The organism is Vibrio sp. 10N.247.310.24 (assembly GCF_041467175.1).
Classification (GTDB): Bacteria; Pseudomonadota; Gammaproteobacteria; order Enterobacterales; family Vibrionaceae; genus Vibrio; species Vibrio tasmaniensis_A.
This window is the reverse complement of sequence record NZ_JBFSUD010000046.1, coordinates 23,663-37,666: the sequence shown is the minus strand read 5'-3', so window position 1 is coordinate 37,666 and position 14,004 is coordinate 23,663. Positions and strand designations below refer to the sequence as shown.

14 protein-coding genes are annotated in these 14,004 nt (G+C 43.1%); 7 read left to right on the top strand and 7 right to left on the bottom strand.

Annotation, left to right across the window (positions count from 1 at the left end; translation table 11 throughout):
• Nucleotides 1-49 precede the first annotated feature (49 nt).
• Nucleotides 50-232, bottom strand: coding sequence for a hypothetical protein (locus tag AB6E08_RS14895; RefSeq protein ID WP_372065216.1), 183 nt, complete (start codon nt 230-232; stop codon nt 50-52).
• Between the two features lie 136 nt (nt 233-368).
• On the opposite strand from AB6E08_RS14895, the gene AB6E08_RS14890 reads away from it, so the two are divergent.
• Nucleotides 369-1,235: a glycerol kinase gene (locus AB6E08_RS14890; RefSeq protein WP_372065218.1), complete on the top strand. Its 867-nt coding sequence runs from the start codon at nt 369-371 to the stop codon at nt 1,233-1,235.
• Between the two features lie 323 nt (nt 1,236-1,558).
• Nucleotides 1,559-2,215: an NAD(P)H-dependent oxidoreductase gene (locus tag AB6E08_RS14885; protein WP_009846099.1), complete on the top strand. Its 657-nt coding sequence runs from the start codon at nt 1,559-1,561 to the stop codon at nt 2,213-2,215.
• Nucleotides 2,216-2,281: 66 nt separating this feature from the next.
• Here AB6E08_RS14885 and AB6E08_RS14880 read toward each other — a convergent pair whose 3' ends face one another.
• A complete protein-coding gene (locus AB6E08_RS14880) occupies nt 2,282-2,443 on the bottom strand; it encodes a hypothetical protein (RefSeq protein ID WP_371996006.1) in 162 nt (53 codons plus the stop codon).
• 327 nt (nt 2,444-2,770) lie between these two features.
• On the opposite strand from AB6E08_RS14880, the gene norV reads away from it, so the two are divergent.
• Together norV and norW are read left to right on the top strand one after the other, a co-directional pair.
• Entirely contained in the window at nt 2,771-4,270 is a 1,500-nt protein-coding gene (gene norV / locus AB6E08_RS14875) for an anaerobic nitric oxide reductase flavorubredoxin (protein ID WP_371996008.1), read from the top strand.
• A gap of 1 nt (nt 4,271) precedes the next feature.
• The gene (gene norW / locus AB6E08_RS14870; protein WP_371996010.1) at nt 4,272-5,441 is read left to right on the top strand and encodes an NADH:flavorubredoxin reductase NorW; all 1,170 of its coding nucleotides are present in this window, start codon (nt 4,272-4,274) and stop codon (nt 5,439-5,441) included.
• 99 nt (nt 5,442-5,540) lie between these two features.
• Here the strand turns inward: norW and gltS are convergent, their stop codons facing one another.
• The 5 genes from gltS to AB6E08_RS14845 form a co-directional block, all read right to left on the bottom strand.
• Complete coding sequence (gltS, locus tag AB6E08_RS14865; protein WP_012601220.1) at nt 5,541-6,767, bottom strand: sodium/glutamate symporter; 1,227 nt, start codon at nt 6,765-6,767, stop codon at nt 5,541-5,543.
• Between the two features lie 315 nt (nt 6,768-7,082).
• Nucleotides 7,083-7,439 (bottom strand): YibL family ribosome-associated protein, encoded by a 357-nt coding sequence (locus AB6E08_RS14860; protein ID WP_009846095.1) that lies wholly within the window; start codon nt 7,437-7,439, stop codon nt 7,083-7,085.
• A gap of 187 nt (nt 7,440-7,626) precedes the next feature.
• A complete protein-coding gene (locus AB6E08_RS14855; RefSeq protein ID WP_371996013.1) occupies nt 7,627-9,591 on the bottom strand; it encodes an acyltransferase family protein in 1,965 nt (654 codons plus the stop codon).
• Between the two features lie 78 nt (nt 9,592-9,669).
• Nucleotides 9,670-10,857, bottom strand: a complete 1,188-nt coding sequence (locus AB6E08_RS14850; RefSeq protein ID WP_371996015.1) for an O-antigen ligase family protein — start codon at nt 10,855-10,857, stop codon at nt 9,670-9,672.
• A 280-nt stretch (nt 10,858-11,137) separates the two neighbouring features.
• Nucleotides 11,138-11,524, bottom strand: coding sequence for a tautomerase family protein (locus AB6E08_RS14845; protein WP_017070218.1), 387 nt, complete (start codon nt 11,522-11,524; stop codon nt 11,138-11,140).
• A 310-nt stretch (nt 11,525-11,834) separates the two neighbouring features.
• Here AB6E08_RS14845 and AB6E08_RS14840 point away from each other — a divergent pair, with 310 nt between their 5' ends.
• The 3 genes from AB6E08_RS14840 (at nt 11,835) to AB6E08_RS14830 (ending at nt 13,895) form a co-directional block, all read left to right on the top strand.
• The gene (locus tag AB6E08_RS14840) at nt 11,835-12,455 is read left to right on the top strand and encodes an LON peptidase substrate-binding domain-containing protein (protein ID WP_017100713.1); all 621 of its coding nucleotides are present in this window, start codon (nt 11,835-11,837) and stop codon (nt 12,453-12,455) included.
• A gap of 110 nt (nt 12,456-12,565) precedes the next feature.
• The gene (locus AB6E08_RS14835) at nt 12,566-13,213 is read left to right on the top strand and encodes a sigma-70 family RNA polymerase sigma factor (protein WP_009846090.1); all 648 of its coding nucleotides are present in this window, start codon (nt 12,566-12,568) and stop codon (nt 13,211-13,213) included.
• Nucleotides 13,206-13,895: a ChrR family anti-sigma-E factor gene (locus AB6E08_RS14830; protein ID WP_065111745.1), complete on the top strand. Its 690-nt coding sequence runs from the start codon at nt 13,206-13,208 to the stop codon at nt 13,893-13,895. Before AB6E08_RS14835 ends, AB6E08_RS14830 begins: the two co-directional genes overlap by 8 nt.
• Nucleotides 13,896-14,004 lie beyond the last annotated feature (109 nt).

The following is a 14,004-nucleotide window of genomic DNA, read 5'->3' as shown; positions in this document are numbered from 1 at the left end:
CATCTGTAGGATCGTTCAACTGATCAGGAAAATGCTTAAATGATCAGTGTTAACTTAAATGTGGCTTTTTTGTGCCTGCTATTTTTCTTTTTGATACGCGGAATAACTCTATACCGTCATAAAGATTTTGCAGATCTCGCCTAGCTATCCGGTTACCAAGCGATAAGGTATTTAGTGCAAGCTGTTTAGATGCAACTAAAGCCCCACCTCCCACAAAATCAAAATCAGACATGGCTTTCTACTAAAAACATGGACCAGTGAACTGCAGTTAGCATTGATAGATGTGATATGGTGTTTACCAACGCAATCGCATCATATATATCTACAACACCCATCAGTTCATCACTCCGCTACTTGAGAAACAGACTATGCCAGACAAGATTTCCACATCAGCACTAGCCAAACAAAAAGGGATAGAAGCGAAGGCTCTATTCAGTGATTTGAAAACAGCTGGCTATATCGTGCGTTCACAGGAGCGTTGGGTACTCACAGAACGAGGCGAAAGCTTTGGTGGGGAGTATGTCGAACACAAGAAGTTTGGTGTCTTTATTGTCTGGCCAGAAAAACTACTCATCGACCTAGATTCTTTCTCTGGAAAAACGCTAACGGCAACTCAACTAGGCAGTGCCTTTCAACTTAGCGCAAAAAAAATTAACCTGTTGCTCAGCGAGCTTGGTTGGATAACACGTGAAGAAGATGGTTGGCATGTCACCTCAACAGGCTTAAAAGCAGGCGGTGAGCAAAGGGAAGATAAAGCGACTCAAAACCTATTTGTGGTATGGCACGATTCGTTGGTTCGCAATAAACGTTTGAAGCAGTCTGTTGTCGAATTTCTAGGGCATGATGCTGAAAGCCACTCTACCGATGTCTCGTTTTCTAGCTTTCGTCAGAAATTTGAAGCGAAACACCGAACCTTAGATGGGCATTATGTTCGCTCAAAGGGAGAGCTGATCATCGATAACTGGCTTTATATGGCGGGAGTGGTTCATGCCTATGAACGTCCGCTCCCAATATCAAAAGAAGTAATGAGCGATTTCTACCTGCCAAGCGGCAAGGTATACATTCAGTTCTGGGGAGCAGATTCAGGCCCTATAGAAGAAGACAAACGAAATGCGACCAAGAAAGTTTACCAAGAGCACGGTTTTAGCTTGATTGAACTTAACCCTGAAGATATCCCAAACCTCGACAGTGTACTTCCCTCTTTATTACGCCAATATGGAATCAAAGCGTACTAACTGGCTGATTTTCGAAAACCAACACACATCCAGATCACACTAATCAAATCATTATGGACATTATTAACCATAGTGATTTGATGTGTTCGCTATTTTTCCCAAGCCAATCTTCTATTATCGTACACCCATCGACTTGAGCTACCGCAGATACTCGATTTATTGGGGCATGTTCGATAGCCATTTAAGCGTTCAGCCTTTTAGAGGCTGACTGTTCTAGAAACGACTTCTATAGAGATATAGCCTAAATGCGTTATCCGTTTATTGTTGACGTTACCGAACATAAAACCCTACAACATTTATATTGATAGATATTAGGATTCAACATGACTCATCCAATCATTTCAGATCTAAACACTCGCTACACAGCTAAAAAATACGATGCAGAAAAGCGCATCTCTGCGGAAGACATGGAAGTAATCAAAGAAGCACTTCGTTTGTCAGCTTCTTCTATCAACTCTCAGCCTTGGAAATTCATCATCATTGAGAGTGACGCAGCAAAACAACGCTTCCACAATACTTTCGAGAACATGTTCCAGTTTAACCAACCGCATGCGAAAGAAGCGTCACATACGATCCTGTTTGCTCACGATCCTAAGTACACTAAAGAGAAATTCGCAAAGCGTGCTGACACAGAAGTAAGCTCTGGTCACCTACCCGCTGAAATGTACGAGCAGTTCTTAGGGGCGTACGCATTCGCAGAAATGAACACAGACGAAACAGGTTTCAACGGTAACTGGACTAAGTCGCAGGTGTACATCGCACTAGGTAACACAATGCACACACTGGCTCGTCTTGGTATTGCTTCAACACCGATGGAAGGCGTAGATGCCGCTATGATCGGTGAAGAGTTTGCTGACGAACTAGACGGTCACGTTGTTGATGTAGCGCTAGCAATCGGCTACCACAAAGACGGCGAAGACTATAACCACGGTAAACCAAAAGCACGTCTAGCTCTTGATGAAATCGTGACGACGCTTTAACGCGTGAATTAAGATGACAAATGAATCAACAGCTATAACACGTTAAACAGTTACAACGCTTAACTGCTACAACGCTTTAATTTTTAAAACGCTTTTTCGTTTTACAAAATATAATTTCAACAGCACTTCAGACTGTTCAATTACACTGCCTTGTTTTGGCCAGACACTCGTCTGGCCTTTTTCATGTCTGTATTTCGCATCCATCCTTTCTATCTCAGCTTTAGCCATTCCAGTCGCTTTTTAGACCATCAATACCTAATCAATCCACGTGTTCTAATTCGCGAAGCGCAGGAGTTACGCTATAATCCCCTTTGTTGAAACATGTTCCTCACCCTGCTCTTTCTGAGCAAACATCATTAATTTTCTTGCCAAACCGCTATAAATCCACAAAGTCATAAAGACACCTAAGATTCATTTCAACCACAAAACACAGAACGTCAAAATGACTCACAAAACAACACAAAGACCAAACAAACACATTTAAAACAGACACTTAAAAACATGGCACAACTAGTGCAATGATGACCTTAGATATTTAAATAAGGTATTATCATTATGACTATTCACGTTAAATCAAATGTTCACTGGGTTGGCGTCCACGATTGGGAAACAGAACACTTCCATGGTAAGGAATACCACATGAACAAAGGTACCAGCTATAACTCGTACCTGATTCGTGAAGAGAAAACGGTGCTTGTTGATACCGTTGATCATCGCTTTACTGAACAATTCCTTGCAAACCTAGAGATGGAAATCGATATCAATGAGATCGACTACATCATTTGTCAGCACGCCGAAGAAGACCACTCAGGCGCTCTCTCTGCGCTGCTTGCTAAAATTCCGAACACGCCGGTTTATTGCACTGAAGCAGGTGTAAACTCCATTGTTGGTCACCACCACCAACCAAACTGGAATTTCAGAACCGTCAAAACCGGTGACACTCTTGATGTCGGTAACGGTAAGCAACTCATCTTTGTTGAGATGAAAATGCTGCACTGGCCAGACTCAATGGCAACATACCTCACAGGTGACGAGATCCTGTTCAGTAACGATGCGTTCGGTCAGCACTACTGTGATGAAAACCTATTCAACGATCAGCTAGACCAAGTCGAGCTTCATGACCAATGTCTGCGTTACTTCTCGAACATCCTCACACCTTTCGCGCCTTTGGTGAAAGCGAAGATAGAAGAAGTGCTCAGCTTAGGTGTACCTATCGATGTTATCGCAACCTCTCATGGCTGTATTTGGCGCGACAACGCGACGCAAATTGTTGAGCAATACTACGAGTGGTCTAAAGCCTACAAAGAAGATCGTATCACCATTGTTTACGACACCATGTCGAACAACACTCGCATGATGGCTGACGCAATCGCAAAAGGTATCCGTAAAGGCAGCCCAGAAACAGCAATCAAAGTCTTTAATATCTCTAAGCACGATAAGAATGACATCCTTGCCAATATCTTCCGTTCAAAAGGGGTTCTAGTCGGCTCATCGACCATGAACAATGTGATGATGCCGCAAATCGCTGCACTACTAGAAGAGATCCACGGCTTACGTTTTGCAGGTAAAAGAGCCGCAGCATTTGGTTCTTCAGGTTGGACAGGCGGCGCGGTAAAACGTATCGACGCTCGCTTACATGAAGCCAACTTCGAGGTGAGTGCTCCGCAACACATCCATTGGAAACCAGACACAGACGCGCTTCGCCAGTGTATCGATTACGGGATGACACTGGCCGAGGTTTGGCGCACCGATGCGGACGAGGTTAGTGAGCCTAAACAAGTTGAGCGCAACGTTCAACGTATCGAATCAGCACCGACAAGCACCCCAACAGAGCTAAAAGACACGGCAGAGCAGAAGCCAGAAGAAGCGCAAGATAAGCCTGTACATAGCGCAGATTGCACTTGCTGGCGCTGTACTGTGTGTGAATGGGTGTTCGACCCACAACTGGGTGAACCCTACCAAGGCGTTGAACCAGGAACACCATGGGCACAAGTGCCAGATGATTTCCTTTGCCCTGAATGCCATCTAGGTAAAGAAGTGTTTGTGGAGAAGTAACATGTCGAACATTGTGATTGTGGGCGGTGGTTTCGCCGCCCTACAAACCATAAAGATGGTACGTAAAATTGACCAAGATGTCGCGATTACCATGATCACGGCAGATGCAGGAGCTGAGTACAGTAAGCCGAATCTTTCACACGTATTCAGCCAGGCTCAAACACCACAAGCGTTAGCCGTTAATAACGCTCAGCAATTAGCTGAGCAGTACAACGTGGTCATCAAAACCAAGGCTTTAGTCAGTGGAATCGATACCAAGCAGCAGTGTGTTCATGTTGACGGGCAAACCATCCACTATTCGAAGTTGGTATTAGCGACTGGCGCAACGCCCTTCATACCACCAGCGGAAGGGCTTAAACGCAGCGCGACCATTACGCTAAATAGCTTGGAAGAGTTCGATAAACACAAAGCTCAGATCGATCAAGCTCAACGTATCACTGTGATCGGTGGAGGCTTGATTGGGGTCGAGCTTGCATTCGACCTTCAAACTGCGGGAAAAAATGTCACGATTATCGAACCCGCAAGTTATCTATTGAATAACCTAGTGCCGCCTTTCGTTTCACTTGAGTTGGAACGGGAGCTGGCAAAAGCAGGGGTTACCGTCGAAACCGACTCTGCGATTTGTCGAACGACTTACCTCCACGATGGAGTTAGGCTACAAACTACCGCCTCTCGATTAATACGAGCAGATATAGTGATTGCCGCAGCAGGGTTAAGGCCAAATACGGCTTTAGCCACGCAAGCGGGAATAGACGTCAACAGAGGCATTGTGGTCGATGACACCCTGAAAACCAGCGCCAACAATGTGTATGCGATTGGTGATTGCGCTGAAATTGAAGGGCGCGTGATGGCCTATTTGCAGCCAGCAATCTTATCGGCAAACGTGTTGGCCAAGCAGTTAACTAAGGATAAAGGCGAGATCAAAGTGGGCGATGCAAAGCTCAGCTTGCCTCATATGATCACTAAGGTGAAAACACCGAGTTATCCTATTCAGCTCGCAGGGCGCGATATTCACACTGCTCAGAGCTGGGAAACTCGATTCGATCCTAAAGGCATTGTCGCTAAAGGCTTCAATGAAGATAACCAGTTGGTTGGATTCATTGTCACTGGAGAGCACAGCAAAGCCGCATTTCCTCTCCTTAAAGAGCTACAAGCAAGCTCACCCGCATAGGTTCTAGAAGCGCTAATACAAAAAAAGCCAGTCAACAGACTGGCTTTCTTGTGTTCATCTTAGTGCAATTAGCTCATCGCATTTAAGCAAAGACGAACATTAACCGATAAACGAGATGTAACCTTGAAGGATGATCAGGTTAACGATATCGATAAAGAAGGCACCCACGATTGGTACAACCATGAAGGCTTGTGGCGACGGGCCGAATCGGTTCACCAAAGAACCCATGTTCATTACCGCTGTTGGTGTTGCACCTAGGCCGAAACCACAGTGACCACCCGCCATAACCGCTGCGTCGTAGTTAGAACCCATTACTTTGAACGTTACAAAGTAAGAGAAGATACCTAACACCACCGCCTGAACCGCAAGGATAACCAAAAACGGAATCGCAAGGTCAAAAATGTTCCAAAGCTTAAGGCTCATTAGCGCCATCGCTAGGAACAGCGACAATGACACCGTACCAAGAATATCGACCGTTTCACTGTCGGTTTTATGTAGCTTAGTCACTTCAAAAACGTTAGTGATGAACACACCGATAAACAACGCGTAAACGAAGTCAGGAATCATCAACCAAGAAATTTCAAAAGTCGCTACCCACTGCTCTAAATATTTCGCACCCGTAATACAGATAAGAAGGATGAACAACACCTCAATCACCTTCTTCGCCGTCACTTTGTCTTCTTCATACTCGTTATAAGTAACAAGTTCAGGGAAGCGTTCGTGCGTTTGCGTGCCAGTACCGTACTCAGATTCAAGCTGGTTTTTATCAATCAGCTTTTGCGCCACTGGGCTACCGATAATACCACCGATGATCAAACCAAAGGTCGCTGAAGCCATTGCGATTTCTAACGTATTTGCAATGCCAAACGTGTCTGCAAAAGTTTGAGACCAAGCCGCGCCTGTACCGTGACCACCCGAAAGGGTGATAGAGCCAGCAATCAAACCCATCAAGGGCTCAAGGCCTAGTGTCGTTGCTAAGGTTACGCCTACACCGTTTTGGATAATGATGTAAACCGAAGCCACCCCTAAGAATAGGAATACCTTGGCACCACCTTTCATCAGCTGTGTGTAGTTAGCTGCAAGGCCGACCGTTGCAAAGAACATCAACATAAATGTGTTCTGCAAGGGCAAAGAAAACTCAAGATCAAGGCCGTTAAAGTGCAGGGCTGTAATAGCAAAAGCGACAATCAAGCCGCCGACAATGGGCTCTGGGATATTGTACTTTTTGAGAACAGGAAGCTTTGCATTGACGAAATGACCTAGAAACAAAACACTAATCGCGATTAGGAAGGATTCTAGTGGTCCAATTGAAATTAATTGATTCATATAACCTCTATTTTTTACGTTCTCATCTTCCTTAACGAGTCTAGTTTTATCTGTAATTATCTGTGCTGCTCTACCTATATTTATACAAACTGGAGAGAAATTGTAGATTCGAAAAGCGAACACATTACTGCGTTCACTTGGTGCCATGTTAGTGGCACGTTAACTTTTATAGGAGATAAAAGGATTTGTGACAACAATCACCTCTAAAAAGTTGAAAACGGCGTGAGTATTCTTACCGCTGACTCTGCTTTTTTAATACCTAAAAAAGCAAAAAGGAGCTATTGCTAGCTCCTTTTTCATCACCATCACTGGCAATTAGAATTTTTTCGGTGCGTAACCAGTCATAACCTCAATGCGAAGCTCTTTACCGATCTTGGTCATTGGGTGAACAATTACTAATCCTTTAACAGACTTTTTAAGTTTACCCATATCCGCTTGTTCAGCCTTAGTAATCTCACGCTTAAATGGCATATCAACCAGAGACTTACGCTCTTGGTTCACATCGTAGCTTTCTTTATGTTTCAGCTGAGCGATTTTCTTGGTTAGCTTCTTAATCTCATCTTCAAATTGACGAACAACAGGACGATCATTACGAGTTTTAGCAGCCGCTAACTTGTTGCGACACTTGTCTAGACGGTTGTTAATTTGTTGAAGTTCGTTTTTAACACTCATAATAATTTCCTAAGATTTAACAAGCCAATTCGGATTGGGGCGCGGAGTATAGCACAATGGTTCACTTGAACCGAAATTTATCTTAAACATCGCTACCCAAACGAATCATTTAAGACCAACACAATAGCTCCAAACACAGAAACGCCCTTATTCTTTCGTGTAAACAATAAGGGCGAATGAGCATTTCCTACGGAGCTGATTGACCCCATATTTTTTCGCGAAATTGAGGAATAAGTTGGCCAGCACCAAATTCATTCAGGTGATCGTCATCAACGTATGTTGGGTGATTGTTGATATCCCCTCGGCACTGCTGATCATCACAAAATATCGGTTCAGGGTCTATAAGAGTAACTCGACAGTTTTGGCTGATTTTTTCATAAGATTTCGTAATCAATGCGGTTCTTTGTCGGTACTCTTCAAGAGGAATAGAAACCGAAATATCAGATTGATTTAGAATCGAATACTTATACATAGTTTTAGGTACATCTTTCTTAAGCTCAGGGATTGGCTTGACCAAATAAACAGGGTTAGATTGACTAAGCTCGCACATGGTCTTTTCAAAACTGGATAAGATTGAGTTCAGGTACTCTTCCGATCTGGTCTGAAACCTTTTATCTCCTGCGATTAAACTGATCTTTTCGTTCTCACTTTGCCATCCATCTTCATTCGAACCATATAGATAGCCACCCATTCTGTTAATGACAACAACAGGAACGTTAGGGTAATTAGTTTTAGCTTTAATTAACGATGCTGAGACAAAATCCCCACACTCTTCTGATAACTCACCACTTGAAAGCACTCTTTTGATACCTGAAATCGTCGGACATGCGCTTCTCGTCCAGTCGATGACCGATGTATCGTTAGGCGCTGACGCTTCAACACTTCTCACTATCGATGCGCCATGACTATCGCCTAAAACAATCGCGGATACTGGTCCTGATCCATAGTGACACTCAGGAGACGGTCCGAATTCGACGTGGCACTCTCCGCTTCGTGGATTCCGGTCATAGACACTTTGTGCAATGACTAGCTGTGTTTTATCCAGGCGCCAAAGTAATCCTTCACTTTCATAAATAACCTGCCCTATCAAGGCAATAAAGGAAGCAAGAATGAGAGGGTAATAGTTCAAAAAGAACTTACCGCCTTTGGGTGTCTCCTTAGGTCGGTAATTTTCAATGAACTTAAATGAAAGGATCCCCATCAATACCGATACAATTACTCCAACTATATTGTGAGTAATAGTGTTGCTCGTGAGGTTCTTAATGAAAACATTAATAGGCCAATGCCAGAGATAAATTGAGTAGGAACATAACCCAACCCCTTGTATCAGCCGTGATTTATGAACGGTAAAATTGAGGTCCAAATTTAAAAGCAGAATTATCGCGGTAGCAATGACTGGAATAAGCGTCACATGACTCGGCCAAAGTGTGCTGCTGTCTATCAGGAAAGGGGAAATAAACAATGAAGCAATAGCAACTAACAGCAATAACTGAACATTAGATTTTTTGAATTCAATGGGCTCTCTTTTCAAAGCAACTACCGAACCTGCGAGCAGTTCCCATGCACGAGACGGTAATGTGTAATAAGAAGCTGAGCTCCCCAAATACGCATAGTTATAAGCTAGACTTCCTATCAGAGTTGTTCCAATAGCAACGGCCGCACCTTTAGCTCCGAATAACTTGTAGGTCGCCATTAAAACAAGAGGATATAATACATAGAATTGCCATTCTACGGATAAAGACCAAGTGTGAAGCAACCACTTGCTTTGCGCGGCCACATCAAAGTATCCCGACTCTTTTAAATAGGTATGGTTAGAAACAAACCCGACACTGGTGAGAATATGCTTACCTAGTTTTCTTAACGCCCAAGGGTCTAGGTAAATAATGCCAACGAGTAACACAACAAGGCACATGACCGCTAAAGCAGGAATAATGCGTTTTGCTCTCGCTAAATAAAAGTCCTTTAATGAGAAGGTACTAGTTTCCAAACTCGACATGATAATTTTTGTCATCAGGAAACCTGAAATGACAAAAAACACATCCACACCTAAAAAGCCGCCAGTGATAAAACCCGGAAAAAAATGGAAAATGACGACGATTGAGACAGCTAATGCACGTAATGCATTGATGTCATACCTGAAATTTTTATTCATTATTTGTTCGTTATAACCTTAAATCAATAAACACACTAAAACTACCCACAATGACATTAGCGTAATACGCTGGTTTCATTACGCTTCTGTTCTCACTTGCAGTTTTAGTAGTACTCCAATAAACACAAAGTACATGACAGCTAAATCACCATTCCTGAAAGGTGAATCGAATAGACACATGAAAGAAAAATAAACGACCGGTAACAATACAATGGGCGATAGCTTGTATCTTGAATTAAACAAAGGGTACATCAAGCTAAGCATAAGAAGGGCAATGCCTACCAAACCGGATGAAGCCGCTTTATCAATATAGTTGTTATGAAGATGCGCATTAACGATAAACCTCTTTCCTGAATTTGTTGGAGTAAATGAGAGTTTATCTAATTGCGCTTCTTTATCGCCTCCAATGCCTAACAAGGGGCTATCCACAAAGAAATCGAACCCTGCTTGATACATTTGTAATCTCAAGCCAATGGAAGTATCCATGTTGCCTTGTGATATCTGATGGTACTCATGCAAGCTATAGTCAATACGTTCACTTACCACGTCATATTTCGACATCAAAAACACAGAGAAAACAACCATGACACTACTACCAAGCAGCGTCTTGTACTGGCGATTCTCTATCATCATTTTGAATAGGACAACTAAACCAATAATAATAACGGCTAGTAGAGGTCCTCTTGAGCCCACAAAAAACATGGATAGAAAGCCTATAAATGCCGAGGTAGCTATTGCTTGGGGCATTTTCCCTTCATACGAAATACAGCCAAGTGCGAGCAACATAATAACGGAGAAGCCTTGAATCGAAGCAATTACAAGAGCATTAGATGGTAAACTCATCCGATCCACAGAGAGAAAGAAGATATGATAAATAACGAGGATAGTAGAGCTGACAACAGACGTGATACATAGATTCTGTATGTCCGATAACTTAACAAAGCCATTTCGATAAAAAAGGAAAAATACGAGAGCAATCAAAGTTGCCCTCAGCTCTTGACTACTGAAGCCATGCAACTCGTAAGAGATAGCCGCAAAAACAGATAACAAGAGTAATATCCATATCCAACCATCTTCAAACCAGTTATGCTTTTCACTACCACCCCTGTTTTTCCTGTACAAAAGAGCACAACAGGCCGCAATCAGTAAAGTGATACCCGCAAGTGGCTTACTCCCCTGACCTAACCACACCTGAACGGTAACAATCCAAAACAAAGGCAGTGTAATGAGTATCTTTTGAATTAAATTCGTGTTGATTCTAACCATAACTAATCTAAAAATGCTGAGAAGAGTTGCACTCTAAAACAAACTCGCCACCGTCGCAAACGAACTGTAGTGACATACAGCGGAAAACAAAGAAACTCGCCCCTCTAGGGCGTTGCCCATGAATCATTTACTTATAATTTCCATGTCCAAACTCAGCCCATCTAACGGCTTTGGCATCAAACTCCAAAACCACGACTAGATAGGTTAGCTTAAGTCTTCTGTCTTACGTGTTAGGAGTTAGGAGTTAGGAGTTAGGAGTTAGGAGTTAGGAGCTAAAACCCTAGACCTTTACTTTATACTTAAGATCTTGGGCTTCATCGCCAGTCATGCCTCGAAAGCCCCAGCAATGCGATGGCTGCTCCTTGATGGTGATCTCGATATCAATGGGAGAGATGGCCAACTGCTTTTCTATTTCAGAAAATATCTTCTTAATCAGGCGCTTTTTGGTGTTCACCGCTCGCCCTTCCATCATATTAATTTCTATGACGGTATAAGCTTCTGTTCGCCCTTCGGGATAAAAGAAATCATCTCTTTCTAAGGGTACAAACCGATGCGCTCGTTTGTCATCAGGTAACCCCATCTCACTGTTCAAACATTGTTGTAAGACATTAGAAAGCTGTAACTTAATCGGATTTAAGCACTCTTTGATACCATAAATAACGATCATGACCATTCCTTTGATGTGATGTCAGGTAAAGAAGAACTAAGAGATAAGCAACGTAAGATAAGCGTGTCACTTGTTATCTACCCATTGACTAATTCTTAACCCATATTACCTAATGCCGTAAGTTAAAAAAGGTTAAACCGATTAAATTGCGAATAAACGCGACAAAAAACCATGTCTCCCTCTCTCTAACTTCCTGTTCAATACATCACCCCACATTGATCGAACTTCAACGAGCACGCGTATACATCTCTGAATTACGTACGAATCAAATCTGTACAGACTCAATCATGTATGAACTAAGGAGTGCTATGTGCCGAATTCAGCTGAGAAGATCACACGGATAGAAACCGAATCAGAAACTCCCGTAGAGACTTCTCAAGAGCTTGCGGTGTTTCCTCTACCGTTATTCATTTTGCCAAGAGGCAGACAAAGACTGCGTATTTTCGAACCCAAGTATTTGAAAATGGTCGCTCATGCTGCGCAGGGAGACGGCTTCATCATTGCGACTCAGGACAACACTAACTCCGAACGTCTGAGTTCTTGGGGGACAAAAGTGTCTATTGTCGATTTCAATATGTCCGATGATCAAATCTTGGAAATCGATGTTGAAGGCGAACAGTTGGTGCAGCTTCACTCCTCCTTCCGCGACACTGATGACCTAATCAAAAGTGATTTCCGCCCTTTGCCTCACTGGCCACAACACAGCTATAAGGTGCCGAACGTGGTGACTGCGTTTCTTGTCGAGTTGTTTCGAGAACACGATTCAATCAGAGCACTTTACCCCACGCCTGACTTTGAAAGCCCTCAATGGATCTGTGCTCGACTCCTCGAAATGATGCCTATTCCATTGGAAAAGAAAACCAAATTCACAGAACCCGCTAGTTTTCCGTCTTTAGTTCCCTTTTTGAATCAAATCATTACAGGGCAATAAGCACTTTTATTCACTATAATTTTGTATAGTAGAAATTAATTTAAATTAAAGTGATCCCTACTCTCACTCTCCACGTAGTGTCTATCAAATTCGCATGATGGTTAATTACTATGCAAGTGGAAAGCAGAAGAACAGGGAACGGCAAGGAGCATGTCATTATCCCCGACAACAAACTACCTACCGAAAGTAAGGTACCAACAGAGCTCTCAAGCTGGCTGATTTTGGTTGGTTCAGACAGAGATAAGCAGGCATTTACTTGCTTGTTTAAATTCTTTGCTCCCAAAATCAAGCGTTTTGGCATCAGTAAGTTGGGCGGTGAAGCCGCTGCCAACGAGCTAGTCCAAGACACGATGACCAACGTTTGGAAGAAAGCGCACCTCTACAACGAAGAGAAAGGCGCAGCGACCACTTGGGTTTATACCGTTATGCGAAACGCCGCCTTTGATATGTTAAGAAAGGTAAAAGCGAAAGCAGAGCAAACCATCGCTGACGACATTTGGCCAATTGATGCCATGGTAGCCGAATCACAAAGTGATCAGCTTCAGTTTGGCGATCATCTAATGAGCCGTCATGTAATGACTCAAATCGAAAAGTTGCCTCTCGCTCAAAAAACCATTGTGAAAGGTGTCTACTTCCAAGAGTTATCGCAAGAGCAGCTCGCCCAACAACTCGATGTCCCGCTTGGAACTGTTAAATCACGTCTAAGACTCGCACTCGCCAAACTAAAAGTTCACATGGGGGAACAAGACCATGATTAAACATCACCCAAATGCGGCAATCTTGAAAGATTTTGTCGATGGCAATCTAGCGGATTCGGTTTCTCTGATTGTTTCTAGCCATGTAGAGCTTTGTGAACACTGTCAAAAACAAGTAAGCATGTTGACGGCGCAAGCCGCTGACTCAGTCTTTGAAAGCGATACAGCAGGGCTAAAACTGTCTGACAGCGAAATGGATGCGTTCCTATCTGACGATGGGGAGTTCGATTTTGATGCTATTGACCAGATCACAGCTGATTTGTCTCAGGCTGTCGAAGTCGTTGTTGAAGCGCAACAAGAGACTGTATCTAACACAACATTCACGATCCCTCGCGCACTCAATTCAGTCGCAAGAAAAGACTGGTTGAACTTGGGCAAGATTTCTCGCGCACGTCTCGATTTTGATGACGAATCACACCACACCAGCTTGCTGCATATAGATAAGGATGGACAGGTGCCTTGTCACACTCACAAAGGCTTCGAGATCACGCTTCTTTTAGAAGGCAGCTTCGAAGACGAAATGGGTGTCTACAACAAAGGCGATTTCATCTGGTTAGATGGAGAACACACCCACCAACCTGCGACTAAAGAAGGCTGTGTGTGTTTAACCGTTTCAAGTGATGCCTTGTATTTCACTAAAGGGGTGAGCCAATTGTTCAACCCACTGGGTAAATACATTTATTAGTTTTAAAAGATTTATCGGGTACGTCACAAGACTCATAGAGTTGGCTAGTAAGAGAAGTAAAAACCGAACTAAAGTAATGTTTAATAAGCAACAAAACACACAATATAAG

Excerpts from the sequence above, each read along its gene's own strand:
- AB6E08_RS14895 (WP_372065216.1), bottom strand. The coding sequence starts at position 232 with ATGTCTGATTTTGATTTTGTGGGAGGTGGGGCTTTAGTTGCATCTAAA.
- AB6E08_RS14890 (WP_372065218.1), top strand. The coding sequence starts at position 369 with ATGCCAGACAAGATTTCCACATCAGCACTAGCCAAACAAAAAGGGATA.
- AB6E08_RS14885 (WP_009846099.1), top strand. The coding sequence starts at position 1,559 with ATGACTCATCCAATCATTTCAGATCTAAACACTCGCTACACAGCTAAA.
- AB6E08_RS14880 (WP_371996006.1), bottom strand. The coding sequence starts at position 2,443 with ATGGCTAAAGCTGAGATAGAAAGGATGGATGCGAAATACAGACATGAA.
- norV (WP_371996008.1), top strand. The coding sequence starts at position 2,771 with ATGACTATTCACGTTAAATCAAATGTTCACTGGGTTGGCGTCCACGAT.
- norW (WP_371996010.1), top strand. The coding sequence starts at position 4,272 with ATGTCGAACATTGTGATTGTGGGCGGTGGTTTCGCCGCCCTACAAACC.
- gltS (WP_012601220.1), bottom strand. The coding sequence starts at position 6,767 with ATGAATCAATTAATTTCAATTGGACCACTAGAATCCTTCCTAATCGCG.
- AB6E08_RS14860 (WP_009846095.1), bottom strand. The coding sequence starts at position 7,439 with ATGAGTGTTAAAAACGAACTTCAACAAATTAACAACCGTCTAGACAAG.
- AB6E08_RS14855 (WP_371996013.1), bottom strand. The coding sequence starts at position 9,591 with ATGAATAAAAATTTCAGGTATGACATCAATGCATTACGTGCATTAGCT.
- AB6E08_RS14850 (WP_371996015.1), bottom strand. The coding sequence starts at position 10,857 with ATGGTTAGAATCAACACGAATTTAATTCAAAAGATACTCATTACACTG.
- AB6E08_RS14845 (WP_017070218.1), bottom strand. The coding sequence starts at position 11,524 with ATGATCGTTATTTATGGTATCAAAGAGTGCTTAAATCCGATTAAGTTA.
- AB6E08_RS14835 (WP_009846090.1), top strand. The coding sequence starts at position 12,566 with ATGCAAGTGGAAAGCAGAAGAACAGGGAACGGCAAGGAGCATGTCATT.
- AB6E08_RS14830 (WP_065111745.1), top strand. The coding sequence starts at position 13,206 with ATGATTAAACATCACCCAAATGCGGCAATCTTGAAAGATTTTGTCGAT.